Genomic DNA, 25,066 nt, shown 5'->3' with positions numbered 1-25,066 from the left:
CATTCCGAACCCGGAAGCTAAGGCCACCTGCGCCGATGGTACTGCACTCGACAGGGTGTGGGAGAGTAGGACACCGCCGGAACATCCTTCGCGAAAGGGGACCCTCACCGGGTCCCCTTTCGGCGTTTGACCACCCGGTGCTGCGTTGACGCTCGAGAGCGGCGTGATTGAATTCATGGGTAGGTGGGATCGCCCACCGGCCCTCCTCACGCGCTCCAGCGCCGTGGCCGGGTACCGCAGGCTACAAGAACAGAGAGGGATCACCGTGGCGGAGCAGAACGACGGCCGCAAACCCTTCCGCCGTAATAGTGGTGGGACCGGACAGGGCGGCTATGGCCGGCGCGACGAAGGCGAACGCCGCGACCAGGGACGGTCGTCGGGCGGACCCCGCCGCGAGCGCGATGGCGGCCGTGAGGGCGGATTCAACCGCAGCGGTGGCGGATTCAACCGCGGTCGTGACAATGAGCGTGGCGGCTACCGCTCCGAGGGCGACCGCGATCGCGGCGGCTATCGGGGCGAGGGCGGCGGCCGCGGCGGGTCCGAGCGCGAAGGTGGCCGGGGCGGCTACAGCCGTGAGGGCGGATTCAACCGCGGCGAGCGTCGCGAGGGCGGTTTCCAGCGCAGCGGTGATCGTCGTGAAGGCGGCTTCGACCGTGGTGATCGTCGTGAAGGCGGGTTCAACCGCGAGCGTCGTGAGGGTGGCTTCGATCGCGGCGGTGATCGTCGTGAGGGCGGTTTCAACCGTGGTGACCGTCGCGAAGGCGGTTTCAACCGTGGTGATCGTCGTGAAGGCGGTTTCAACCGAGGCGGCGACCGTGAGGGTGGCTTCAATCGCGGCGAGCGCCGCGAAGGTGGCTTCAATCGTGGCGACCGTGACGGCGGCTTCAACCGTGGTGACCGTCGCGAAGGTGGCTCCGACCGTGGCGAGCATCGCGAGGGCGGTTTCCAGCGCAGCGGTGATCGTCGTGAAGGCGGTTTCAACCGCGGTGAGCGTCGCGAGGGTGGCTTCGATCGTGGCGGTGAGCGTCGTGAGGGCGGTTTCAACCGTGGCGAGCGCCGTGAAGGCGGTTTCAACCGTGGCGAGCGTCGCGAGGGTGGTTTCCAGCGCGGCGGCGATCGTCGTGAGGGCGGTTTCAACCGGGGTGACCGTCGTGAAGGTGGCTTCGATCGCGGCGGTGATCGTCGTGAAGGCGGGTTCAACCGTGGTGGGGGACGGGGATTCGACCGGGACCGCGGGGAGCGGGAGGAGCGGAAGGGCTTCGCGCGCAACGGGTTCGCGGATGAGCGTCCGGAGTACTCGGGGGCGGGACAGGATGCCGAGCGGGCCGGGAACGGTGCGAGCGAGAGGTCGTTCGAGGGCGAGCGTCGCCGCGGTGGCGAGGGCGCACGGGTCAGCGGCGGCCGGCCGGGGGAGCGGCGTTCGGGTCGTCCCGATGAGCCGAACCTGCCGGACGATGTGCAGGCCTCCGATCTCGAGCCGGCGGTGCGGCGCGATCTGCTGAGCCTGGACAAGGGCAATGCCGAGTCGGTGGCCCGGCACCTGGTCATGGTGGCGCAGCTGCTGGACGAGGATCCGGAGCTGGCACTGGAGCACGCGCGCGCTGCCCGGCAGCGGGCCGGCCGCATCGCGGTGGTGCGCGAGACCGCCGGTGTCGCGGCCTATCACGCGGGTGAATGGGCCGAGGCGCTGTCGGAGCTGCGGACCGCGCGCCGCATGTCCGGCGGTTCGGGTCTGCTGGCCGTCATGGCCGACTGCGAGCGCGGTCTGGGCCGTCCCGAGCGCGCCATCGAGCTGGGCCGCAGCGATGAGGCCCGGGCCCTGCAGGGCGACGAGGCCACCGAGCTGCGCATCGTGGTCGCCGGCGCCCGGATGGATCTGGGGCAGTTCGACCAGGCCGTCGTTACGCTGCAGACGGCCGAGCTGGACCCGGCGCGTACCGGTTCCGCACCTGCGCGCCTGTTCTACGCCTACGCCGAGGCCCTGCTGGCCGCCGGTCGCGAAGACGAAGCACTGACCTGGTTCATGAACGCCGCCTCCGCCGACCTGGACGGCGAGACCGACGCCGAGGACCGCGCCGCCGAACTCTCCGGCGACGGTGACGGCGGCGCGGACTGGACCGCGGCGTTCGACGAGGACGACGATGAGGACGAGGACGACGCGGATTCCCCTGTGGCGGAGGAGGATTCCGCCGCCGAGGACACCGCCGCCGAGGACATCGCCGCCGAGTCGGAGCCGTCCGGGAAAGCCGCGGATGGTTCCGGGAAGTCCGCGGACAGCTCCGAGAACTGAGGACCGGCAAGTGATTTCGACCGTGCGGCCGCGCAACAGCGCAGCCGCACGGTCGTTTTTGTTTCTGTGAAGAGTGACGAGAGGGACGGCGTAATGCGACTGCGGGATCGGTTCGAGGCATTGCTGTTGGATCTGGACGGAACGCTGTTCCGCGGCCACGAGCCGATTCCGGGTGCGTCGGAAGCACTTTCGGCGGGCGATCCGGAACAGCGCCTGATGTATGTCACCAACAATGCGAGCCGCTCGGCCGACGCGGTGGCCTTCCACCTGCGGGAGCTCGGTTTCGACGCCCATGAGGACGAGGTGGTGACCAGCGCGCAGGCGGCCGCGCGTGTGCTGGCGCAGCGGATCCCGCCGGGGTCGACGGTGCTGGTGGTCGGCACCGATGACCTGATGGCCGAGGTGGAGAACGTCGGCCTGCAGGCGGTCCGCCGCTTCGACGGCCTCGTGCCCAGCGCTGTGGTGCAGGGCCATTCGATGCAGACCGCCTGGGCGGATCTGGCCGAGGCCGCCTACGCGCTGCGGTCGGGGGCGCTGTGGGTGGCCGCCAATACCGACGCCACGCTCCCCACCGAGCGCGGCCTGGCTCCCGGCAACGGCTCGATGGTCGCGGCGCTGCGGCAGGCGTCGGGCCTGGAGCCGATCGTGGCGGGCAAGCCGTACGCGCCGCTGATGGAGGATGCGCTCGAGCGGGCCGGTACCCGCGACGCCCTGGTGGTCGGCGACCGCCTCGACACCGATATCGACGGCGCGCACGCCACCGGCCTGGAGTCGCTGATGGTGCTGACCGGCGTGAGCACGCTCGAGGATCTGGGCACCCAGCCCTCGGATCGCATGCCGACCTACATCGCCGAATCCCTCGACGCGCTGAATCACCCTGTCGCCGACTTAGATCCGGTCGTGCCGGGCGTCGGAGACATCGCGAAGGAGATCACGGCCCGCCTGGACGCGGCCCCGGGCCGCGCCATCCGGGTCTCCTCGACGCCTCGCGTGTAGTCGAGGACTTGCCGCGGGCCTGGATCAGGTCGCGTCGTGGCGGTGTGCGGCTCCGTGCCGTTCTCCTGTGCTGTCATCGATCGGACCACAGACCGGCGTTCGAAGACCTCGACAGCTCATTATTGTGAAGTCTCACACCGGTTTTCATGCGTCGAACGGTCGAGGGATGGCGGATGTCACCAGGTCGAGGGCAATGTCGGAGAAGGGGAGTGGCGGTTCGTCCGGGTCGGCGACGACCACCGCGTGGCGCGGGCCCGGCAGCCGGAGCCGGCGGCCGGGATCAGGTGTGGACGATGGTCGGCGGGAAGGTCGGGTCTCGGCGATCAGCTTCTCGACGTCGCCGTCCGTTTGCCTCATGCTGTCGGCCGCCCACGAGCGGTTTTCTGGGACGCGTGAGGGAGTGGGCCGGGGCGCCGCGGCGGGTGCCGGTCGCGGGTGGATCGGTAAGCGGTGGGGTACGTGTGTTCGAATGCGAGTTCGGGTAGCGTTGTCGCCACGATGACTATGCCCACGCCTCGCCCGCAGTTTCCCGCGCCGGGATCCCCTATCGGGACGCCGGGGCCCCGTCCGGGGGCGCCGTTGCCCGGGCAGCATCTGCCGGGTGCGAATCAGGAGTTCGCCGACCCGGAGCGGGTCCAGGCGGAGGTGGCCGCGCTGCTGGCCGAGTTGTCGGCGGGCGCACCGAATCCGGGCTTCCCGGGCGCGCCGAGTGTGCACTCGGAGGGCACCGATATCGTGCGGCGGGCCAAGATTCTGGAGCAGGCGCACGAGGTGCTGGTGCAGGCCCTGGCCACGGTGGACAAGATCTGAGGTGGCCAGGCGCGCACGGGTGGACGCGGAACTGGTTCGCCGCGGATTGGCGCGGTCGCGGGAACACGCGGTCGAGCTGATCAACGCGGGCCGCGTCCTGATCAACGGGTCGGTCGCCACCAAGGCGGCGACGGGAGTCGAGGCGGGCACGCCGCTGCTGGTGCGGGAGGAACCCGACGAGGTGCAGTGGGCCTCGCGCGGCGCGCACAAACTGCTGGGCGCGCTCGAGGCGTTCGAGCCGCAAGGCGTGTCGGTCGAGGGCAAACGGTGCCTGGACGCGGGCGCGTCCACGGGTGGATTCACCGATGTGTTGCTGTCGCGCGGAGCCAAGGAGGTGGTGGCCGCCGATGTCGGGTACGGCCAGCTGATCTGGCGGCTGCAGAACGATGACCGCGTCCGGGTGCACGACCGCACCAATGTGCGGCAGCTGACGCCCGAACTCATCGGCGGCACCGTCGAATTGGTGGTCGCCGACCTGTCGTTCATCTCCCTCGGCCTGGTGCTGCCCGCGCTGGCCGCCTGCTGTGCGCCGGGCGCGGATCTGCTGCCCATGGTGAAGCCGCAGTTCGAGGTGGGTAAGGATCGCGTGGGATCCGGTGGTGTGGTGCGGGATCCGGCCCTGCGCGCCGAGGCGGTGCGCGAAGTCGCCGCCGCGGCAGCGAAACTCGGGCTGCGTACGCGTGGCGTGACGGCCAGCCCGCTGCCCGGTCCGTCCGGGAATGTCGAGTATTTCCTCTGGTTGCGCAAGGAGACCGGCGCGCCGGAGCGCCCGGAGACCGAGCCCGCTGCGACCGGTGACGGCGCGGACGTCGGTGGGGGCGCATACGATGCAGACGAGGCGGCGCGTGTGGCGGCGCTGATCGAGCGTGCGGTGCAGGAGGGTCCACAGTGAACGCGGCTAGCCTGGCCAGGCAGGTTCTGCTGGTCGCGCATCCGGGACGGCCGGAGATCACCGATACCGCGCACCGGGTCGCGAAGATCCTGTGCGGGGCCGGGATGGGGCTGCGCGTGCTCGAGGACGAGGCGTACAGCACCCGGTTCGACATCGACGACGACGGCGCGGCCGACGGATACCCGGCGCGGGTGATGGCACACGATCTCGACGCGGCGGTCGGCACCGAGATGGTGCTGGCGCTCGGCGGCGACGGGACGTTCCTGCGGGCGGCCGAACTCGCCCGCAGTGCCTCGGTGCCGGTGCTCGGAATCAATCTGGGGCGCATCGGTTTTCTCACCGAGGCCGAGGCCGAGCATCTGGACGAGGCGCTGTCCCAGGTGGTGCGGCGCGACTACACCGTCGAGGAGCGGATGACCATCGACGTCACCGTGCGCGTCGACGATGTGGTGGTGGAGCGCGGCTGGGCGTTGAACGAGGCCAGCATCGAGAACGCGGCGCGCATGGGCGTGCTGGAGGTGGTGCTCGAGGTGGACGGCCGGCCGGTGTCGGCCTTCGGCTGCGACGGTGTGCTGATCGCCACGCCGACCGGGTCCACCGCCTACGCCTTCTCGGCGGGCGGGCCGGTGGTGTGGCCGGAACTCGAAGCGCTGCTGGTGATCCCGTCCAATGCGCACGCCCTGTTCGCGCGGCCCCTGGTGACCAGCCCGAATTCGCTGATCGCGGTGGAAACCGTTGCGACGGGCCATGATGCGATCGTTTTCCTCGACGGCCGACGCACCCTCGCACTGCCGCGGGGCGGCCGGGTCGAGACGGTCCGCGGGACCGACCCGGTGCGGTGGGTTCGGCTCGACTCCGCGCCGTTCGCCGATCGGATGGTGCGCAAATTCCAGTTGCCCGTGACAGGCTGGCGTGGCCGACGGCGAACGGAGAGCACGAGTGCTGACAGAGATCAGGATTGACGGGCTGGGCGTAATTTCCACCGCCACCGCACAATTCCACGAGGGTTTGACCGTTTTGACCGGTGAGACCGGTGCGGGCAAGACCATGGTGGTGACGAGCCTGCACTTGCTCAGCGGTGCCCGCGCCGACGCGGGACGGGTGCGCCTCGGGGCGTCGCGGGCCGTGGTGGAGGGCCGTTTCACCGTGGACGAGGTGCACGACGGCGCCCTCGGCGAGGTCGAGCAGGTGCTGGAATCCACCGGCGCCGAACGCGATGACGACGGCAGCATCATCGCCGTCCGCACAGTCGGATCCGACGGCCGCTCCCGCGCCCACCTGGGTGGCCGCAGCGTGCCGGCCGCGGTGCTCGCGGACTTCACCACCCCGCTGCTCACCGTGCACGGGCAGAACGATCAGCTGCGGCTGCAGCGGCCCGACCAGCAGTTGCACGCGCTGGACCAGTTCGCCTCCGACGCGGTGGCGCCGCTGCTGGCCAAGTACCAGAAGGCCCGAAAGGCCTGGCTGGACAAGCGCAATCAGCTGCTCGAACGGACCGCGCGCAGCCGGGAGCTGGCCCTGGAAGCCGACCATCTGACGCAGTCGCTGGCCGAGATCGACGCCGTCGCACCGGAACCCGGCGAAGACGACCACCTGGTGGCCGAGGTGCGCCGGCTGTCGGATCTGGATTCTCTGCGCGAGGCCGCCTCCACCGCGCACGACGCGCTGGCCGGTCCGGCCGATTCGCCGGGTGAGGACGCGGGCGCCCTGGATCTGCTGGGCACCGCGCGCGCCCGCATCGAAGCCTCCGACGATCCGATCCTGACCGCGCTGGCTCCCCGTCTGGGCGAGGCGATTTCGGTGGTGGTGGATCTGACCACCGAGCTCAGCTCCTACCTGTCGGACCTGCCGTCCGATCCGGGCGCGCTGGAGTCCATGCTGACCCGCCAGGCCGAGCTGAAGACGCTGACCCGCAAGTACGCGCCGGATATCGACGGGGTCATCAAGTGGGCCGAGGAGGCGCGCACGCGCCTGGCCTCGCTGGACGTGTCGGAGGAGGCGCTCTCGGCGCTGGCCGCGGATGTCGAGACCGCGGCCGAGAAGGTGCGCGAAACGGCCAAGAAGCTGACCGCGGCCCGCAGCAAGGCCGCGGGGAAGCTGGCGTCGGCGGTGAGCTCCGAACTGGGCGGTCTGGCCATGGGTCGTGCCCGGCTCGAGGTCGGCGTCGGTCCCGTCCTTGCGGGCGTACAGGATTCGGCCCCGCTGGTCATCGACGGCACCGAACTGCACGCCGGCTCGACCGGCGTGGACGAGGTGGAATTCCGCCTGGCCGCCCACTCCGGCGCGCACCCGCTGCCGCTGAGCAAGAGCGCCTCCGGCGGTGAGCTCTCCCGCATCATGCTCGCCCTGGAAGTGGTTCTCGCCAGCTCCGAACATGGCACCACCATGGTCTTCGACGAAGTCGATGCCGGTGTCGGCGGCCGCGCCGCCGTCGAAATCGGCCGCCGCCTGGCCCGTCTGGCTCGCACCCACCAGGTCATCGTCGTCACCCACCTGCCGCAGGTGGCCGCCTTCGCCGACACCCACCTGGTGGTCGACAAGCTCGATGACGGCAAGGCCGTCAAATCCGGTGTCAAAGCCCTCACCCAGGACGAACGCGTCGTCGAACTCGCCCGCATGCTGGCGGGCATGGGCGACACCGAAACCGGCCGCGCCCACGCCTGGGAACTCCTCACCACCGCCGACGCCGAGAAGGTCGGCGCCGCCGTCTCGGGCGAGTAACCGGGCACCGGAGACAAGAAAACCGGCCGGGCCCGCGAAGGGTCCGGCCGGTTCTGTCCGTGCCGCCGCGCCGACTCCGAAGGCGCGGTGGCCGAGCGCTACTTGATCGCCTTGCGCACTCCGCCGATGAGGGCGTTGGTGAGGGCGCGGAGGCCGGGCTCGAGGATCTGGGCGGGGACGGGGAGGCTGGGCTCGGACTCCATGGTGTAGACGACCCGGGTGCCGCCCGGCGCGTCGGACAAGCTGATGGTGCCGACGTGCCGCTTGACCGGCGCGCCCGCGATGACGCGGTAGACCATGCGCTCATTGGGGACGAGCTCGGTGGTCTCCTCGGTCGGGCCGATGCCGGCCAGGCCCAGGTGGTACTGCGCGCCGACGCCGGACGGGCTCCCGATGCCCGGCTTCTTCAGTGAAATCTGAATGGGCAGAAAGGCATTGAGGCTGTCGCGCTCGGTGAAGAGCTTGTAGACGACCTCACGCGGGGCGGGTAGGACCGTATCAACGGTGGTGCTGGCCATGTCCGGAGCATAGCCTTACCGGTCGGTAAGATGGAAGGTGCGATCGGGCCTTCGCCCACGGCGCCCGTATGCGGGCGTGACCACTGATTTCGTGCCGATTGGGGTAACTCGCCGGGTACGTCCGAAATAGATTTGGCACCAAACTAATAGCATGGATGCATGACCGTTGACGGCTCCCGGCTGCCTGCTGAAGTGCCGGGGAGTCGGAGCGGATAGTTTGCTGACCGGCGCGCCTCCATCAAAGGTTGAGACTTTGCCGTAATCATCGATCGTTATGAAGATGCTGGCCCTGTTGTCGCGTAATACCGAAACGCTGCCGGGTCTGACCGGGATGGCCCGGGTAGACCGCAACACCAGGCGTTTGCTCCAGCGCGTGGGGCCTGGGGACGTGGTGGTGCTCGATGAGATGGACCTGGATCGGCTCACCGCCGACCGGCTCGTCGAAGCCCAGGTGGCGGTGGTGGTGAACGCCTCGCCGTCGATCTCCGGGCGATATCCGAACCTCGGTCCGGAAGTGCTGGTGGCCAATGGCATCCAGCTGCTGGACGCGGTCAGCTCGGATGTCTTCAAGAAGATCAAGGACGGCGCCAAGGTTCGCGTCGAGGGTGGCGTCGTCTACGCGGACAAACTGGCGAAGAAGGAACCCGAGGCACTCGTCGAGGGCATCGAGCTCACCGAGGTCACCATCGCCGAGCGCATGATCGAGGCGCGCAACGGGCTGGCCGACCATCTGGAAGCCTTCTCCGGCAACACCATCGAGTTCATCCGCACCGAATCCTCCTTGCTCATCGATGGAATCGGCGTCCCGGATGTCGAAGTCGACATGAAGAAGCGGCATGTCGTGGTGGTGGCCGACGGTCCCGAGCACATCGACGACCTCAAGCGCATCAAGCCGTTCATCAAGGAGTACGCGCCGATCCTGATCGGCGTCGGCCGGGGCGCGGACACCCTGACCCGCCACGGCTACCGGCCCGACCTCATCGTCGGTGACCCGGAGGAGATCACCGCGAACACGCTGAAGTCCGGCGCGGAGGTGATCCTGCCCGCCGATACCGACGGCCACGCCAAGGGTTTGGAGCGCATCCAGGATCTGGGCATCGGCGCGACCACCTTCCCGTCCTCGGGCGCGCCCGCGGATCTGGCGCTGCTGCTGGCGGATCACCACGGCGCGTCGCTGATCGTCACCGTCGGCGCGGCGGCCTCGCTGGACGACTTCTTCGACCGCGGCCGGCGCGATTCGAATCCGGCCACCTTCCTGACCCGCCTCAAAATGGGCACCAAGCTCATGGACGCGAAAGCCGTCGCCTCGCTGTATCGCCACCGGGGCTCCGGCTGGGCGGTCGCGCTGGTGGTGCTCGCGGCGCTGGTGGCCCTGGTGGTCGCGCTGCTGGCCACCCACATGGGCGTTGAGGCGCTGACCTGGACCGCCGACACCTGGCATCGCGGATCGCACTGGGTACAGGGCCTATTCGACCGGCACAGGTAGGGACCGATGATTTCCTTTCGCCACCACGCGATTTCGATCGCCGCGGTATTTCTGGCTCTGGCGGTCGGCGTGGTGCTGGGCACCCGCACGCAAGGTAATGGGTTGTTTCCCGGCACGGGCGACCGGCAGCAGATCGACGATCTGCGTGCCGAGAACGGGCGTTTGAACGAACAGGTGAAGGCGGCCGACGCCTTCCTGTCGGGTTCGGCGGGCAAGCTGCTGGCGGGCGCGCTGGCCAACCGGTCGGTCCTCGTCTTCACCACCCCCGACGCCGACAGCGGCGACGCCGATGCCGTCACCGCGGCCCTCACCACCGCGGGCGCCGCGGTCACCGGCCGGATCGGCCTGACCGGCGCGTTCGCCGACTCCTCCGAGGGCGACCGACTACGCACCGCGCTGCTGAACGTGGTCCCCGCAGGCGCGCAGCTGAAGGTCGACGCCGTCGATCAGGGCAGCCTCGCGGGCGATCTGCTCGGCCAGGCGCTGCTCGACGATCCGGTCAGCGGGCAGGCGCGCGGCACCCCGCAGGAGCGCGGCCTGGCCCTCGAGACGCTGCGCGGCGGCGGCTTCCTGACCTTCGCCGACGTGCAGCCCGCCGAGCTGGCCGTGGTGGTCACCGGCGACGGGGCGCGGGCCGACGAGAACAATCGCGGCACCATCATCGCCAGGTTCGCCGGGGGTCTGCGGTCCCACAGTGCCGGGGTGGTGCTGGCGGGTCGCCACGGGGCCGCCGAGGGGCCCGGAGCGATCGCTGTGACACGGTCCGAGGGTGGGCTGTCGACCGTGACGACCGTCGACAATGTCGATCGTGAGATCGGGCGGATCACCACCGTGCTCGGGCTCACCGAGCAATTGAACGGCGGTACCGGCCGTTACGGCACGGGTGAGAAGGCGACCTCGCTCACAGTCGCGGCCATGCCGCACTGAGACGATCCCCTGGCCGCACGTCGGAAAGCCCCGGCCACGCCGATGGCGACATGGGGAAGGCTTCCCGCGACACGCAGAATCGAGCCAATCGCGGGCAACCAACATGCGCGGCATGCGATCGGCGTCGCCGATCCGTGTTACCGTGAAGTCCCGTGGGTCAATCACGGATTCCGGCGCGCGCGGCCACGAAACACATCTTCGTCAGCGGTGGCGTCGCCTCTTCACTCGGTAAGGGTCTGACCGCCTCCAGCCTCGGTCAGCTGCTCACTTCACGCGGACTCCGCGTCACGATGCAGAAGCTGGATCCGTACCTGAATGTCGATCCCGGCACCATGAACCCCTTCCAGCACGGTGAGGTGTTCGTGACCGAGGACGGCGCGGAGACGGACCTCGATGTCGGCCACTACGAACGGTTCCTGGATCGCGATCTGTCCGGGGACGCCAATGTCACCACCGGCCAGGTGTACTCGAAGGTGATCGCCAAGGAGCGCCGGGGTGAGTACCTCGGTGACACCGTGCAGGTGATCCCGCACATCACCGATGAGATCAAGAGTCGCATTCTCGCCATGACGGGACCGGACCTGCACGGGCAGGCGCCGGACGTGGTGATCACCGAAATCGGTGGCACCGTGGGCGATATCGAGTCGCAGCCGTTCCTCGAGGCGGCGCGGCAGATTCGCCACGAGGTGGGTCGCGACAACTGCTTCTTCCTGCACGTCACGCTGGTGCCCTACCTGGGTCCCTCGGGCGAGCTCAAGACCAAGCCGACCCAGCACTCGGTGGCGGCGCTGCGCAATATCGGTATCCAGCCCGACGCGCTCATCCTGCGCTGCGACCGCGAGGTGCCGCAGCCGCTGAAGAACAAGATCGCGCTCATGTGCGACGTGGATGTGGACGCCTGCATCTCCACGCCGGACGCGCCGTCGATCTACGACATTCCGAAGGTGCTGCACCGGGAAGGCTTGGACGCCTACGTCGTTCGCAAGCTGGGGCTGCCCTTCCGCGACGTCGACTGGACGGTTTGGGGCGATCTGCTGGACCGCGTGCACAACCCGCGCGAAGCGGTCACCGTCGCGCTGGTCGGCAAGTACGTGGACCTGCCCGACGCCTACCTGTCGGTCACCGAGGCGCTGCGGGCGGGCGGTTTCGCCTCGCGGGCCAAGGTGAACATCCGCTGGGTGCAGTCCGACGAGTGCGAGACCGAGGCGGGTGCGCGCTCGCACCTGGCCGACGTGGACGCCATCCTGATCCCGGGCGGTTTCGGCATTCGCGGCATCGAGGGCAAGGTGGGCGCCATCCACTACGCCCGCGAGCACAAGATTCCGCTGCTGGGCCTGTGCCTGGGTCTGCAGTGCGTGGTCATCGAGGCGGCGCGCTCGGTGGGCATGAAGGACGCCAACTCGGCGGAATTCGAGCCCGACACCAAGTACCCGGTCATCTCGACCATGGCCGACCAGGAGCAGATCGTGGCCGGCGAGGCCGATCTGGGCGGCACCATGCGGCTCGGCGCGTACCCGGCTGTGCTGCAGCAGGATTCGCTGGTGGCGCGGGCGTACGGCGAGACCGAGGTCTCCGAGCGGCACCGGCACCGGTACGAGGTCAACAACACCTTCCGCGACAAGATCGCCAAGAGCGGCCTGAAGTTCAGCGGCACCTCCCCGAACGGCCACCTGGTCGAGTTCGTGGAGTACCCGCAGGACAAGCACCCGTTCCTGGTCGCCACCCAGGCGCACCCGGAGCTCAAGTCCCGTCCGACGCGCCCGCACCCGCTGTTCGCGGCGCTGATCTCGGCGGCGCTGGAATACAAGGCCGCCGAACGGCTTCCGGTGGAGATTCCCGACGAGGTGCCCGCCGCGGAGGCCGAGAAGGTTTCCAAGTGATCCCCGCCTGACCGGGATTCCACGGCCCGCCCGAGCATTCGACGAGTGCTCGGGCGGTTTCGTATCCGCCCGGGTATCCGCGCTACGGTTCTGGAATGACCTCCTCGGAACCGGTCCCCGGCACACACGATTTCGATGTCCTGTCCAGTCGCACGGTGTACTCGGGCGCGATCCTGGCGCTGCGGTTGGACCAGGTGGTCATGCCCGGTGGCAAGGTCGCCGAGCGGGAGGTGATCGAGCACCACGCGGCGGTCGCCGTGGCGGCGCTGGACGACGACGACAATCTGGTGCTGGTGAATCAGTACCGGCATCCGATCGGGCGACGGCTGCTGGAGCTGCCGGCCGGACTGCTGGACAAGGCGGGCGAGGATCCCCTCGAGGCCGCCCAGCGGGAGCTGGCCGAGGAGACCGGGCTGGCCGCGCGGGAGTGGTCGGTGCTGGTCGATGTGGCGCTCTCGCCCGGGTTCACCGATGAGGCGCTGCGGGTGTATCTGGCGACCGGGCTCTACGAAATCGACCGGCCGGACCCGGAAATGGAGGAAGCCGACCTCCAGATCCTGCGGATGCCGTTGACGGAGGCCGTGCAGGCCGCGCTGGCGGGAGACATCACCAATGCCACCGCGGTGGCCGGGGTGACCGCGCTGATGACGGCCCGGTCCAGCGGGGCTCGGCTGCGGCCCGCCGACGCGCCCTGGCCGGGGATGCCCACCGCGTTCCTGGATCGCAAGGCACGGGAGGCATCGCAGTAGATCCCGATTGGGAAGGCAATAGGTCCCGATTGGGAAACTTGTTCGCTTCGCCGGGTTCGGGTCGGGGAGTTCGTCGGTGGCGGCTGCAAAGATGTGAGCCGTGCTGAAGCGGCAGATCGACGCGTACCTCGACCATATGGCGGTCGAGCGCGGCGCCGCGCGCAATACGCTCAGCGCCTATCGCCGGGATCTGGGTCGCTACCAGTACTTTCTGACCGAGCGCGGAGTGGAAACGCTTGCACGCGTGGCCGAATCGGATATTGCCGACTACATGGTGTCGCTGCGGTCGGGGGACTCCGAGCATCCCGCACTGGCGGCCTCGTCGGCGTCGCGGGCCCTGGTCGCCGTCCGCGGGCTGCACCGGTTCGCGACCGCGGAGGGCATCACCGACGCGGATGTGGCGCATCCGGTGAAACCGCCGACACCCGCCCGCAGACTGCCGAAAGCCCTCCCGTACGACCAGGTTTCCCGCCTGCTCGACGCCGCCGGGGGAGACATCGCCGACGGCCCGCGCGGGCTGCGCGACCGGGCACTACTGGAGTTGCTGTACTCCACGGGCGCTCGCATCTCCGAGATGGTCGGGCTCGACGTGGACGACATCGACACCGCCGAACGCGCGGTGGTCCTGCGCGGCAAGGGCGGCAAACAGCGCATGGTCCCCATCGGCCGCCCCGCCCTGGCCGCCCTCGACAACTATCTGGTCCGCGGCCGCCCCGCCCTCGCCACCCGCGGCAAGGGCAACAGCGCCCTGTTCCTCAACCACCGCGGCGGCCGTCTCTCCCGCCAAACCGCCTGGCAGGTGCTGCAATCCGCGGCGGAGCGGGCCGGCATCGCCGCCCAGGTGTCGCCCCACACCCTCCGCCACTCCTTCGCCACGCATCTACTCGACGGCGGCGCCGACGTCCGCGTCGTCCAGGAACTGCTGGGCCACGCCTCGGTCACAACAACCCAGATCTACACCCTGGTCACCGTCGGCACCCTGCACGAGGTCTGGGCCACCGCCCATCCCCGCGCCCGCTGACCGTGGACATGCCCGCGATGCCTGTGCCCGCGGCAGGTGATGCCGCAGGCGGTCAGGAAGGCGGAGTTGCTTCGGCGGCAACAAGAAAGCCCGGGGACGGTTGATGCCGTCGCCCGGGCGTTTCTCGCTGCCGATGATGCGTGCGGTTACTTCTTGCGTTCGCGCTTTTCGCGGACGCGGACGTTCACGCGGACCGGGGAGCCGTCGAAGTTGAACTCTTCGCGGAGCTTTCGTTCGAGGAAGCGGCGGTAGCCGGCCTCGAGGAAGCCCGTGGTGAAGAGGACGAACGTCGGGGGGCGGGTGGAGGCCTGGGTGGCGAACAGGACTCGGGGGAGGCGTCCGCCGCGCATCGGGGGCGGGGTTGCCGCGACGATCTCCTTGAGCCAGTTGTTCAGGCGGCCGGTGGAGATGCGCTTGTCCCAGGAATCCAGGGCGGTTTCCATGGCAGGGACGAGCTTCTGGACGGCGCGGCCGGTGTGGGCGGAGATATTGACGCGCTGAGCCCAGCGGACCTGGACCATTTCGCGGTCGATCTCGCGCTCGAGCATCTCGCGGCGGTCCTCGTCGACCAGATCCCACTTGTTGTAGGCGATCACCAGGGCGCGGCCCGCGTCGGCCACCATGGAGATGACGCGCAGGTCCTGCTCGGTGATCGGCTCCGAGGCGTCGATCAGCATGACCGCCACCTCGGCGGCCTCGATGGCCGACTTGGTGCGCAGCGACGCGTAGAACTCGTGGCCGCTGGCATTGCTCACCTTGCGGCGCAGACCCGCGGTATCCACGAAACGCCAGGGCTTGCCGCCCAATTCGACGAGCGAGTCGACCGGGTCGACGGTGGTGCCCGCGACATTGTGGACGACCGAGCGCTCCTCGCCCGCCAGCCGGTTCAGCAGCGAGGACTTGCCCACATTCGGCTTGCCCACCAGCGCAACGCGGCGCGGGCCGCCGGTGAGACCCGTTCCCTCGCGCGGGGTTTCGGGCATCACCTCCAGAATGAGGTCCAGCAGATCACCGGTGCCGCGACCGTGCGCGGCCGAGACCAGCTGCGGCTCACCGAGGCCCATCGACCACAGCTCGGCCGCATCGGCCTCCAGCTTCTGGTTGTCGACCTTGTTGGCCACCAGGATGACCGGGGTCTTGCTGCGGCGCAGTGTCTTCGCCACCGCCTCGTCGGCGGAGGTCGCGCCCACGGTGACATCCACCACCACGACGATCGCGTCGGCGGTCTGCATGGCGACCTCGGCCTGCCGGGCCACCGACTGCTGCAGGCCCTTGGCGTCGGGCTCCCAGCCGCCGGTGTCCTGCACCAGGAACCGGCGTCCGGCCCAGTTGGCCTCGTAGGAGATCCGGTCCCGGGTCACGCCCGGAATGTCCTCCACGACGGCCTCGCGGCGACCCAGAATGCGGTTCACCAGGGTCGATTTGCCGACGTTCGGGCGGCCGACAATGGCGACCGTCGGCAGCGGAATGTGTTCGGCGTCCTGCTCGCCCTCGAATTCGGCGATGTCCCAGTCTGATTCGTCCGACCAGATGCCATCACCGGCGAAGGTGTCCTGCGTCACTGCGAGCCTCCCACCGAAATCTGTTCGGCCACGACGCGATACAGCTCGTCGATGACCTCGTCCTTGTTCAGATCGCTGGTGTCGACCAGCACGGCGTCCTCGGCGGGACGCAGCGGCGACACCTTGCGTGTCGAGTCCAGGGTGTCGCGGCGCTGCACATCGGCCAGCACGGCCTCGAAATCGTCACCCCGGCCCTCGGCGATGTTCTGCGCGTTGCGTCGCGCGGCGCGGGCCTCGGCCGAGGCGGTCAGATAGATCTTCACATCGGCCTCGGGCAGCACGACGGTGCCGATATCGCGGCCCTCGACCACGATTCGCCCCGCCGCCGCGGTGAGGTCCCGCTGCAGGGCCACCAGTTGCTCGCGCACCTCGGGCACGGCGGACACCGCCGACACCGCCTTGGTCACCGCATTGCCGCGGATCTCGCTCGACACATCCTCATCGTCGAGCAGGATGACCTCCCGGCTCGGATCGGTGCCGATGGTCAGCGGCAGCTCCTTGACCGCGACCGCGATGGCCGCGGCGTCGTCCAGGTCCACGCCGGTGCGCAGCACGCGCAGTGTCGCCACGCGGTACATGGCACCGGTGTCGAGGTAGCTGGCCTCGAGCCGGGTCGCCAGCAAGCGCGACACGCTCGACTTGCCGGTGCCCGACGGGCCGTCCATGGCGACGACCAGCCGCGCCCACCCGGTCAGCGCGCCGGTCGCGTCGATCAGACTTCCCACACCGTTCACAACGACACCGCCTCGTAGAGCTTCCCGATTTCGTCCCGGCCCAGCACGCGCAGCGTGCCCGGCCGCTGATCGCCCAGTGCGACCGGTCCAATGTGGGTGCGCACCAGTGCGGTCACCGGGTGGCCGACCTCGGCCAGCAGGCGGCGCACGATGTGCTTGCGGCCCTCGTGCAGCACCACCTTCACCAGCGACTTGCCCTGGCCGACCTCGAGCACCTGGAACCGGTCCACCTTGGCGGGACCGTCCTCCAGCTCGACGCCGTCCTTGAGCAGCTTGCCGACCTCGCGGTTCTTGACCTCGCCGTTGACCGTGGCCAGGTAGGTCTTGGACACCTCGAAGGACGGGTGCATGAGCCGGTGCGCGAGATCGCCGTCATTGGTGAGCAGCAGCAGGCCCTCGGTGTCGGCGTCCAGACGGCCGACGTGGAACAGCCGCTGCCCGGCCGCGATCCGCTCGGCGACGATGTCGCCCACGCACGGGCGGCCCATCTCGTCGGACATGGTCGACTGCCAGCCCTTGGGCTTGTTCAGCGCCAGGTACACCTGCTCGTCGCGGATCACCACGCGCACACCGTCGACCCGGACCACCGCGGTCTGCGGATCGATGCGCAGGCCCTGCTCGCGCACGATCTTGCCGTCCACCTCGATGCGGCCGGCCTCGATCATCTCCTCGGCCGCGCGGCGCGAGGCCACCCCGGCCTTCGCCAGGACCTTCTGCAGGCGCTCGCCCTCGCCCCAGGGCAGCTTCTTCGGGCCCTGCGTGTCGGCGTCCACATGCTGGCGGCGCGCCGGCTTGGCATTGCTGATCAGGACCGGAGCCACGACCTGCTTGACCGGCTTGGCCTTCTTCTTGGCAGGGGTGTTCGGCGAGGTTTGCGGGGCCAGCGGGCTGCCGCCGCCGATCCGGCCGCGCGACGCATTGCGATCCTGGCCGAAACCGGCACGGTCGGAGCCGAATCCGGTGCGCGACTGGCCGCCACGGCTGTCGCCGCCACGCGCGGCGCCACGCGAATCGGAACCCCAGTCGCCGCGAGACTGGTTGCCGCGCGCGGAGTTTCCGAAGGAGGAGCCGCCACGCGAGGACGCGCCACCGCGCGAACCGCCTCCGCCCCACTGGCTTTCGCCGCGCGAGCCGTAACCCTCACTGCGTGAGCCGTAGCCTTCGCCGCGCGAGCCATAGCCTTCGCCGCGCGGGCTGGAAGTGCCGCGCGAGCCGTGCGAGCCGCCGCGGGATCCGCCGGAGCGCGAGTCATAGGACCCGCTGCCGCCGCGCCCGCCGCCGTACGAGCCGCTGCCGCCGCGCGAGTCGCCTCGGGAATTGCCGCCCCATGAGGGCGAGTCGCCGCGCGATCCGCCGCGATTCGCGGAGCCGCCACGGGTGTTCGCGGCACCGCCGCGTGAGTTCGCGGGGCCGTCGTAGCCTCCGCCGTACGAGCTGCCGCCGCGCGCGGACCGGTCGTCTCCGGTCCGGCCGCGGGCGGCCCGGGAACCGCCGCGGGGCGGTTCACTGCCACGTTTCCTACGATCCGGTGTGCCATCTCGGCGAGCGGGTGTATTCACGTTGTCCTATTTCAGTCATCGGTGCCGAGGTCGATATCCGCCTCGGCCGGTTTCCTCAGCCTGGTGTACCGGGGGTCGGTGTCCAGGCTCTCGTTGATCTCGTCGATCAGATCGACGCCCGGGAGCAGTGGGGCCAACGGCGGCAGATCCGCCAGTGACGCAAGTCCGATCCGTTCCAGGAACAGCTCGGTGGTTATGTACAGAGTGCCGTTGGTCTCCGGGTCCGCTCCGGCCTCCGCGATCAGGCCCCGCGCCAGCAGGGTCCGGATCACGCCATCCACGTTCACACCGCGCACCGCACTCACGCGTGCTCGGGTAACCGGTTGACGGTACGCGATCACCGCCAGGGTTTCCAAAGCGGCGCGTGTGAGCTTCGACCGTGCGCCGTCCAACAGCATACGTTCCACATAGGGTGCGAATTCCGTCCGCGTGTAATAGCGCCACCCGTCGCCCACGTACCTGAGATCCATGCCACTGCGCCGCGCGGTCAGCTCCGCCGACATCTCCCGCAGCGCGGTCTCCACCCGGATCGGATGATCCCGCAGCGCCGAGGCCAGCAGTTCCACCGGCGCGGGCGCGTCGACCACGAGCAGCATCGCTTCCAGCGCCGACCGGAACTCCTCCTCGCTCAGCGCCTCTTCGTCCTCGAACTCCGCCGGATCGACAGCCGCCTCCGGTGTCACGGCCGCCACAGGCGTGACGCCGGCCGTCCCGGATTCCGTGACTTCGGTCGCGGAAACTGTGATCTCGGTCGCCGTCTGTGTGACTTCGGTCGTCGGCTCGTCACCCAAGTCGTGCACCTCGGTCATCCGTAGTCCTCGTCGATAGTCACCGGTTGGGCGGGTTGGTCTTCGAGCTCGCCGATCCAGCTGATGGAGAGCGGGCCCAGGGGGTCGGGCTGATCGAACTCGATGGTCTTGCCCCGGTAGAGCTCGAGCAGCGCGAGGAAGCGGGCCACGATCTGGATCGGCAGTTCGCAGTCGGCGCAGAGTTCGTGGAAGGTCGTCCAGCCGCCCGCGCCACGGCTTTTCAGCATCTCCAGCACCAGCGCGGCCTGTTCGGCGATCGAAATCGCATGGGCGTGGATGTGATCCAGTCCCACCCTCGGTTTCGGACGCGGCCGGAACACGGTGGCTGCGACCTCGGCGAACCCCGCGGCGTCCACCCCCAGCGTAACCTCCGGCAGCAGTGCCAGATACCGCTCCTCCAGCGACACCGCGCGCGGATAGCGTTGCAGCGCCGCGGCCTCCAGCTCGCCGAGCAGTGCCGCGACCTGTTTGAAGGCGCGGTACTGCAACAGCCGCGCGAACAGCAGGTCGCGGGCTTCGAGGAGCTCGAGGTCTTCCTCGTCGGAGACCTCGCCGGAGGGCAGCAGCCGGGCCGCCTTCAGATCCAGCAGGGTGGCCGCGATGAGTAGGAATTCGGTGGTCTGGTCGAGGACCTTGTCCGCGCGCAGCCCCTTTTCTTCCGAGAGCCGGGCGGTGAGCGCCTTGGTGTGGGCGATGAATTCGTCGGTGACCTTGTGCAGCGCGATCTCGGTGACGTCCAGTCGGCGCGAGCTGATCAGCTGCAGCAGCAGGTCGAACGGGCCCTCGAAGTTGGCGAGCTTCAGGTGAAATTTGCCCGTTGCGTTCTGATCGTCCGGCGCCGCAGCATTACCGCCGCCTGCGACGATGTCGGCCAGGACCGGCGAGTCCGGATCTCCGGCGGGCAGGGCTGTATCCGCGTCCGCCGGGTCGTGCTCGGACGAATCGAGAGGATCGCTCAACGGCCCGACCGCTGGATGACTTCCCGGGCCATGGCCCGATAGGCTTCCGCGCCACCGGATTTCGGTGCCCAGGTGGTGATGGGCTCGCCGGCGACACTGGCGTCGGGGAAGCGGACGGTCCGCGAGATCACGGTGTCGTACACGAGGTCGCCGAACACCTCGACCACGCGCGTCATCACCTGACGTGAATGCAATAGGCGAGCATCGAACATGGTGACCACGATGCCGTACAGGGTCAGTTCCGGATTCAGCCGGTCCCGCACCTTCTCCACGGTGTCGTTGAGCAGGGCCAGGCCGCGCAGCGAGAAGTATTCGCACTCCATGGGAATGATGACGCCGTCGGCGCAGGCCAGGGCGTTCACGGTGAGCAGGCCCAGCGAGGGCTGGCAGTCGATCAGGATGTAGTCGTAGCGGTCGCGTAGCGGCGCGATGGCGCGGCCCAGCGTCTGCTCCCGGCCGACCTCGTTGACGAGCTGAATCTCCGCCGCCGACAGGTCGATATTGCTGGGCAGCAGATCCATGCCCTCGACCTTGGTGTTCATCAGCACGTCGTCGACATTGACCTTGCCGGGGCCGACGAGCAGGTTGTGCACGGTGACGTCCAAGTCGTGGTGCGCCACACCGAGTCCCGCCGACAGCGCGCCCTGCGGATCCAGGTCGACCAGCAGCACCTTGCGCCCGTATTCCGCCAGCGCCGCACCGAGATTGATGGTCGAGGTGGTCTTGCCGACGCCGCCCTTCTGATTGCACATGGCGACGATCAGGGCGGGGCCACTGTGATCGGCTTCGTGGGGTTCCGGAATCTCGCGAACCGGGCGTCCGGTGGGGCCGAACTCCTTGCCGTCGGACACCACATCGGGTGCCTCCCACAGTGTTTGCGCGGCGGTTTCGATCCGCTGGCCCGCACCACCGGTAGTCGTCACGTCCGCTGCTCCTTCGACGTTCCTGCCCTTGCTCCGTCCACCGACCTGCCGTGGACGAAGCGCCCGGCCGCGTGTGCGACCGGGTCCCTCCTAGACGCTACCGCCTGTTCACGCAAGACCAACGCTCGGACACGCACCCTAAACCTGCACTTCAGGGCGGGTAAGGGTGTCCTCGGTCGGACTGGTGTCCGGTCAGGAGCATTCTTCGCCTGTGGGACAGCAGGTTACGGCCTGTGCACCAGGACTGCGGGAGATCAGCGGGGGTTTCCCCGAATCCTGTCCGATCCGGCCCACCCGATTCCCCTCCGGCTCGGTCGATCCCTCCCAGCGGAACCGCCTCGCCGTCGCCGCCCCCACACCGACCCGCCATCAACTCTGACGGCAACTGCCCACAATAGCCCGCGATCCCCCGAGCGCGACCCACTCCGCATCACACAACCCCGCCGGCCGCACACAACCCCGCCGGCCGCGTCACGAACTCCGGACCCGGATCCCCCGGTGCCGGTGCCGCCACCGCGTCGACATCGATAATCCCGCACCAGATCACCCGGCCTCAGCGCCGAGAACTCCGGCACCAGCCCGGTCACGAAGGTCTGGGTGGGCGGGGCTGTCGATCGGATCTCTTGCGGGGTGTAGCGGGTATGGTTCGGGGGGAGGTTGCGGGGTGCGAAGGGCCGAATGTTGTTTGCGGGTACGGAATTCGCCGGTTATTTGATCGAGCGGCGGCTCGGTGGGGGCGGGATGGGGGACGTTTTTCTGGCCCGGCATCCGCGATTGCCTCGGCTGGTGGCGATCAAACTGCTGGCGCGGGAGTTGGTGTCGCAGCGGGAGACCCGGTTCCGGTTCGAGCGCGAGGCCGAGCTGGTGGCCCGGCTGGATCATCCGAATATCGTTGCGGTGCAGGATCGGGGGGTCGAGGACGGGCGGCTGTGGATCGCCATGCAGTACGTGGACGGTGGGGACGCGGCGGCGCTGGACCCGTTCACCCTGCCCGCGCACGACGCGGTCCACATCATCGGCGAGACCGCCAAGGCGCTGGACTACGCCCATTCGATGGGGGTGATCCACCGGGATGTGAAGCCGGCCAATATTCTGCTGACCCGCTCGGTGCCGGGGCAGGATCAGCGGATTCTGCTGACGGACTTCGGGATCGGGCGACTGCGCGACGACTCGGCGCAGATCACCCGGACCGGGATGCTGGCGGCGACGATCACCTACGCGTCCCCGGAGCAGCTGTCGGGGGCCGCGCTCGACCACCGCTCGGATCAGTATTCGCTGGCGTGCACGCTGTTCCGGCTGCTCACCGGATCGACGCCGTACCAGGCGGAGACCGCGGCGGCGGTCATCGCGGGGCACCTGCAGCATCCGGCGCCGCGGGTCACCGACCGGCGACCGGAGCTGCCCGCCGCCCTCGACGCGGTGCTGGCGCGCGGGCTGGCCAAACGACCGGAGGACCGCTTCGACTCCTGCCGTGCGTTCGCCGACGCCGCGCTGCGGGCACTGTCGGATGAGTCCGAGTCCACCATGTTGCCGCTGCAGGTGGCCGCCGCGTCACCCGTGACCACTCTCTTCGCCGGCGCCCGGGCCACGTCGACCGGACCGAGCGGCAGCGTGTCGGCCACCATCACCCTGCCCCCGGCGGCCGAGGCCACCGTGCTGGACGAGCCGTCGTCCCCGCCGGCTCCGCCGCCGAACCGGAACGGCGGGCGCGGGCGCTGGATCGCCGCCGGTGCGGCGGCGCTGGTCGTCGTGGTCGCGACGGCGGCCGGAATCGTCTGGGCGATACACGATTCCGGGTCGTCGAGGAGCACGCCTCCGGCGAACAACGGCGGCCCGTACGCCGCCGTGTTTCCGGGTTTCGTGCCGCTCACCCAGATCGACGCCCTCGGTGACAAGGTCGCCTACCCCGTCTCGGTGGAGGACCCCGCGAACGACGGCCGGCTGCCGTGCAAGCCGGTCTCCATCGCCGCCGCGGTGCCCCTGAAGGGCGCTGATACCGATGTCGCCCTGGGTCGCACGGTGATCGATGCCGTGCGGCTGGCCGTCGACCAGTTCGTCCAGGGTGGGAGCCAGGGCGGGAGCAAGGCCTGCCCGGTCGCCGTCCGGCGGTTCGACACCGCGGGCAGCCAGGCGACGGCGGCGCAGATCGCCGAGCAGATCGCCGCGGACACCTCGATCGTCGCGGTGATCGGTCCCACCCTGTCCCGCGAGGTGGTGGCGGCGGGCAAGACGTTCGACGCCGCCGGGCTGTCGTTTCTGACCCCGGCGGCGACGAATCCGCTACTGGCGCAGTCGGGTTGGTCCGGCTTCTTCCGCGGCCTGGCCAACGACAATGCGGAGGGTCCGGCGCTGGGCCGGTATCTGGCGAACACCGCGCGCTTCTCCCGGGTCTGCGTGGTGCGCGACAGCGACGGCGGATTCGGCGGCTCGCTCGCGGACTCGGTGACCACGGGGCTGGGCCCGGCCGCGCTCGCCGGGTGCCAGGTCAGCATCGACCCGGACGGCGATCCGGGTGACGCCGTGAACACCATCGCCGGGGCGCACCCGGACGCGGTGTTCTACGCCGGGTACAAATCGGCCGCCGCCCAGCTGCTCACCAAGCTCCGGAGTGCCGGTGTCACTGCGACCTTCGTGCTGGGCGACGGCAGCTACGACCCGGACTTCCGGACCCTCGCGGGTCCGGCGGCCACCGGCACCCTGGTGGCCTGTCAGTGCGGGGCGGCCACCGAACGCTTCGTCGGCGAGTACCGGTCCGCCACCGGTTCCGCCCCGACCGCGTATGCCGCCGAGGCCTACGACCTGACCGCGATCGTGTTGCGGGGCATTGTGTCCGGGCACGCGGGTCGCACGGAACTGCGGGCCTACCTGCACGGCTACAACGGCGACGGCATCGCCCACGCGTACAGCTGGGGCGCGACCGGTGAACTCGGCGATCCCCGGATCTGGTTGTACCGGATCTCCTAATCCTGCTCGACCCGCTCGGGCCGCAGACGTCGCAGCGCGATGACGGCGGCCAGGCATCCGGCCCCGAGTGCGATGGCCATCCAGGCGGCACGGTCACCCGATTCGACGGCCCGGTTGGGATGCAGCGGGAACGCCTCGCAGCCACGGAATTCCAGCGTGAGCACGGCGGTCGGAATGAACAGCAGGCCGATCGCCAGCACGGTCCCGGCCGTGCCTCGGGTCGTGACCGCGCCGAAGCTGTACCCGGCCAGCGCGGCAATAGCGCAGCTGCCGATCAGCGCGCTCCACGAATCATCGTGCCGCGCGCCGGGCACCAGCAGCGCGAACACGCCGAGGGCGACGATCGCGACGGCGGCGACGACCGGCGCCGCGCGCCGCAGGCCCGTCGCCAGGCCGAGCGCCAGGACCGAGAGAATCGGCGCGAGCTTCCAATGCGCCTGGGCCGCGATGGCGATCGCGCTGCCCGTCGCGGCGAGCGCCACCGCGAGCAGGGTGAGGGTGCCGTCGCGTTCCGGCAGCAGCAGCGCGGCGATCACCGCCGCCGCGAGCACCGCGAGTGTTCCGGCCACGATGACCGCGGCGTCGCTCGACGCCGTGGTGAGCCGCTCCGACACCATGTCGATGGTGGTGACCACCACGGCCGCGGCGAGCACCGGCGCGAACGGCAGGTTCAACGTGGTGGGGTAGGACGCCATCCCCGCGCGCGGGGACAAGACACAGCACACGGCCAGCAATCCCGTTGCCGGTACGGTGACCCAATCCGGCGGCAGATCCACGAAGGCGCGTTCGAGCAGCGACAGGGTTCCCTGCTCGGCGGCGATGGTCTCGATGTGGTCGCCCACCGTGACGCCGATGAGCCCCCCGAGCAGGTATCCGATTGCGGGCGGCCGGTATTCGAGCGCCGCCGCCCCCGCCGCGCCGAGCAGCACGCCCGCCGCGATCGAATCGACGAAGTTGGCGGTGGCCATGGTCACGGAGGGGGTGGGCACCAGGTGGTCGGTGACCAGAATCAGGGTCGCGACCGTGGCGGTGCCCCAGGCGGTGCGAGAGCCGAACATGCGCACGCACACCGCGGTCAGCACCGCGACGATCACGCCCGCGGCCGTGGCCCGGGGCACGGTCACGCTCAGCAGCGTCATCTGCAGCGCCGACGAGTCGGCGGCGCACCCGGTGTCGACGGGCACGATGAGGGCCAGGCCCGCGATCGCGGCGGCGGCGCACGCGCCCACCGTGTCGAGGGCCGCGCGATACCGCTGCACGGGCGGC

General features: G+C 69.7%; 21 protein-coding genes and 1 pseudogene. 12 read left to right on the top strand and 10 right to left on the bottom strand.

Going from position 1 to position 25,066, the window contains the following annotated elements; genetic code table 11:
- Window positions 1-241: 241 nt before the first annotated feature.
- A complete protein-coding gene (locus tag ACFXHE_RS35635; protein ID WP_379389054.1) occupies window positions 242-1,540 on the bottom strand; it encodes a hypothetical protein in 1,299 nt (432 codons plus the stop codon).
- Here ACFXHE_RS35635 and ACFXHE_RS35630 point away from each other — a divergent pair.
- Together ACFXHE_RS35630 and ACFXHE_RS35625 are read left to right on the top strand one after the other, a co-directional pair.
- Window positions 1,484-2,290, top strand: a complete 807-nt coding sequence (locus ACFXHE_RS35630; RefSeq protein WP_379389053.1) for a hypothetical protein — start codon at window positions 1,484-1,486, stop codon at window positions 2,288-2,290. The genes ACFXHE_RS35635 and ACFXHE_RS35630 overlap by 57 nt on opposite strands.
- A gap of 93 nt (window positions 2,291-2,383) precedes the next feature.
- Window positions 2,384-3,286 carry an HAD-IIA family hydrolase gene (locus tag ACFXHE_RS35625; protein WP_379389052.1) on the top strand — a complete coding sequence of 301 codons (903 nt, stop codon included), beginning with the start codon at window positions 2,384-2,386 and terminating at the stop codon, window positions 3,284-3,286.
- A gap of 162 nt (window positions 3,287-3,448) precedes the next feature.
- Here ACFXHE_RS35625 and ACFXHE_RS35620 read toward each other — a convergent pair.
- Window positions 3,449-3,547, bottom strand: a pseudogene (locus ACFXHE_RS35620) (SAM-dependent methyltransferase); the annotation flags it as partial.
- A 318-nt stretch (window positions 3,548-3,865) separates the two neighbouring features.
- Here ACFXHE_RS35620 and ACFXHE_RS35615 point away from each other — a divergent pair.
- Genes ACFXHE_RS35615 through recN form a run of 4 tightly spaced genes read left to right on the top strand, consistent with a single transcriptional unit; the run spans window position 3,866 to window position 7,709 of the window.
- Complete coding sequence (locus ACFXHE_RS35615) at window positions 3,866-4,096, top strand: hypothetical protein (RefSeq protein WP_379389051.1); 231 nt, start codon at window positions 3,866-3,868, stop codon at window positions 4,094-4,096.
- 1 nt (window position 4,097) lies between these two features.
- Entirely contained in the window at window positions 4,098-4,988 is an 891-nt protein-coding gene (locus tag ACFXHE_RS35610; RefSeq protein ID WP_379389050.1) for a TlyA family RNA methyltransferase, read from the top strand.
- Window positions 4,985-5,950: an NAD kinase gene (locus ACFXHE_RS35605; protein ID WP_379389049.1), complete on the top strand. Its 966-nt coding sequence runs from the start codon at window positions 4,985-4,987 to the stop codon at window positions 5,948-5,950. Before ACFXHE_RS35610 ends, ACFXHE_RS35605 begins: the two co-directional genes overlap by 4 nt.
- Complete coding sequence (gene recN / locus ACFXHE_RS35600; RefSeq protein WP_379389048.1) at window positions 5,928-7,709, top strand: DNA repair protein RecN; 1,782 nt, start codon at window positions 5,928-5,930, stop codon at window positions 7,707-7,709. The genes ACFXHE_RS35605 and recN overlap by 23 nt, the downstream gene beginning before the upstream one ends.
- A 98-nt stretch (window positions 7,710-7,807) precedes the next feature.
- On the opposite strand, the gene ACFXHE_RS35595 is transcribed toward recN, so the two are convergent.
- A complete protein-coding gene (locus ACFXHE_RS35595; RefSeq protein ID WP_379389047.1) occupies window positions 7,808-8,227 on the bottom strand; it encodes an SRPBCC family protein in 420 nt (139 codons plus the stop codon).
- A 274-nt stretch (window positions 8,228-8,501) separates the two neighbouring features.
- Here ACFXHE_RS35595 and steA point away from each other — a divergent pair, with 274 nt between their 5' ends.
- From steA to xerD, 5 genes are all read left to right on the top strand, one after another.
- Entirely contained in the window at window positions 8,502-9,713 is a 1,212-nt protein-coding gene (steA, locus tag ACFXHE_RS35590) for a putative cytokinetic ring protein SteA (RefSeq protein WP_354844847.1), read from the top strand.
- 6 nt (window positions 9,714-9,719) lie between these two features.
- The gene (locus ACFXHE_RS35585; protein ID WP_379389046.1) at window positions 9,720-10,640 is read left to right on the top strand and encodes a copper transporter; all 921 of its coding nucleotides are present in this window, start codon (window positions 9,720-9,722) and stop codon (window positions 10,638-10,640) included.
- 152 nt (window positions 10,641-10,792) lie between these two features.
- On the top strand, window positions 10,793-12,520 hold the full coding sequence (locus ACFXHE_RS35580) for a CTP synthase (RefSeq protein ID WP_379389045.1): 1,728 nt from the start codon (window positions 10,793-10,795) through the stop codon (window positions 12,518-12,520).
- A 95-nt stretch (window positions 12,521-12,615) separates the two neighbouring features.
- Window positions 12,616-13,269 carry an NUDIX domain-containing protein gene (locus ACFXHE_RS35575; protein ID WP_379389044.1) on the top strand — a complete coding sequence of 218 codons (654 nt, stop codon included), beginning with the start codon at window positions 12,616-12,618 and terminating at the stop codon, window positions 13,267-13,269.
- 100 nt (window positions 13,270-13,369) lie between these two features.
- Complete coding sequence (gene xerD, locus ACFXHE_RS35570; protein WP_379389043.1) at window positions 13,370-14,290, top strand: site-specific tyrosine recombinase XerD; 921 nt, start codon at window positions 13,370-13,372, stop codon at window positions 14,288-14,290.
- A gap of 146 nt (window positions 14,291-14,436) precedes the next feature.
- On the opposite strand, the gene der is transcribed toward xerD, so the two are convergent.
- From der to ACFXHE_RS35540, 6 genes are all read right to left on the bottom strand, one after another.
- Window positions 14,437-15,852, bottom strand: coding sequence for a ribosome biogenesis GTPase Der (der, locus tag ACFXHE_RS35565; protein ID WP_379389042.1), 1,416 nt, complete (start codon window positions 15,850-15,852; stop codon window positions 14,437-14,439).
- The gene (gene cmk / locus ACFXHE_RS35560) at window positions 15,849-16,517 is read right to left on the bottom strand and encodes a (d)CMP kinase (protein ID WP_379389064.1); all 669 of its coding nucleotides are present in this window, start codon (window positions 16,515-16,517) and stop codon (window positions 15,849-15,851) included. The genes der and cmk overlap by 4 nt, the downstream gene beginning before the upstream one ends.
- Window positions 16,518-16,582: 65 nt before the next feature.
- A complete protein-coding gene (locus tag ACFXHE_RS35555; protein WP_379389041.1) occupies window positions 16,583-18,145 on the bottom strand; it encodes a pseudouridine synthase in 1,563 nt (520 codons plus the stop codon).
- Between the two features lie 11 nt (window positions 18,146-18,156).
- Window positions 18,157-18,954, bottom strand: coding sequence for an SMC-Scp complex subunit ScpB (scpB, locus tag ACFXHE_RS35550; protein WP_379389040.1), 798 nt, complete (start codon window positions 18,952-18,954; stop codon window positions 18,157-18,159).
- On the bottom strand, window positions 18,951-19,820 hold the full coding sequence (locus tag ACFXHE_RS35545; protein ID WP_379389063.1) for a segregation and condensation protein A: 870 nt from the start codon (window positions 19,818-19,820) through the stop codon (window positions 18,951-18,953). Before ACFXHE_RS35545 ends, scpB begins: the two co-directional genes overlap by 4 nt.
- A gap of 89 nt (window positions 19,821-19,909) precedes the next feature.
- Window positions 19,910-20,806: a ParA family protein gene (locus ACFXHE_RS35540; protein ID WP_379389062.1), complete on the bottom strand. Its 897-nt coding sequence runs from the start codon at window positions 20,804-20,806 to the stop codon at window positions 19,910-19,912.
- A 708-nt stretch (window positions 20,807-21,514) separates the two neighbouring features.
- Between ACFXHE_RS35540 and ACFXHE_RS35535 the strand changes: the two genes are divergently transcribed.
- Window positions 21,515-23,800, top strand: a complete 2,286-nt coding sequence (locus ACFXHE_RS35535; protein ID WP_379389039.1) for a bifunctional serine/threonine-protein kinase/ABC transporter substrate-binding protein — start codon at window positions 21,515-21,517, stop codon at window positions 23,798-23,800.
- Here ACFXHE_RS35535 and ACFXHE_RS35530 read toward each other — a convergent pair.
- A complete protein-coding gene (locus tag ACFXHE_RS35530) occupies window positions 23,797-25,059 on the bottom strand; it encodes a hypothetical protein (RefSeq protein ID WP_379389038.1) in 1,263 nt (420 codons plus the stop codon). The genes ACFXHE_RS35535 and ACFXHE_RS35530 overlap by 4 nt on opposite strands.
- Between the last annotated feature and the right edge of the window lie 7 nt (window positions 25,060-25,066).

This window comes from Nocardia sp. NPDC059229 (assembly GCF_042754165.1).
GTDB lineage: Bacteria > Actinomycetota > Actinomycetes > Mycobacteriales > Mycobacteriaceae > Nocardia.
Note: the sequence above shows the minus strand (reverse complement) of the source record. Positions and strands in the feature narration are given on the sequence as shown.

Coding starts and splice junctions, on each gene's coding strand:
- ACFXHE_RS35625 (WP_379389052.1), top strand. CDS start 2,384: ATGCGACTGCGGGATCGGTTCGAGGCATTGCTGTTGGATCTGGACGGA.
- ACFXHE_RS35595 (WP_379389047.1), bottom strand. CDS start 8,227: ATGGCCAGCACCACCGTTGATACGGTCCTACCCGCCCCGCGTGAGGTC.
- steA (WP_354844847.1), top strand. CDS start 8,502: ATGAAGATGCTGGCCCTGTTGTCGCGTAATACCGAAACGCTGCCGGGT.
- ACFXHE_RS35585 (WP_379389046.1), top strand. CDS start 9,720: ATGATTTCCTTTCGCCACCACGCGATTTCGATCGCCGCGGTATTTCTG.
- ACFXHE_RS35575 (WP_379389044.1), top strand. CDS start 12,616: ATGACCTCCTCGGAACCGGTCCCCGGCACACACGATTTCGATGTCCTG.
- cmk (WP_379389064.1), bottom strand. CDS start 16,517: ATGGACGGCCCGTCGGGCACCGGCAAGTCGAGCGTGTCGCGCTTGCTG.
- scpB (WP_379389040.1), bottom strand. CDS start 18,954: ATGACCGAGGTGCACGACTTGGGTGACGAGCCGACGACCGAAGTCACA.
- ACFXHE_RS35535 (WP_379389039.1), top strand. CDS start 21,515: ATGTTGTTTGCGGGTACGGAATTCGCCGGTTATTTGATCGAGCGGCGG.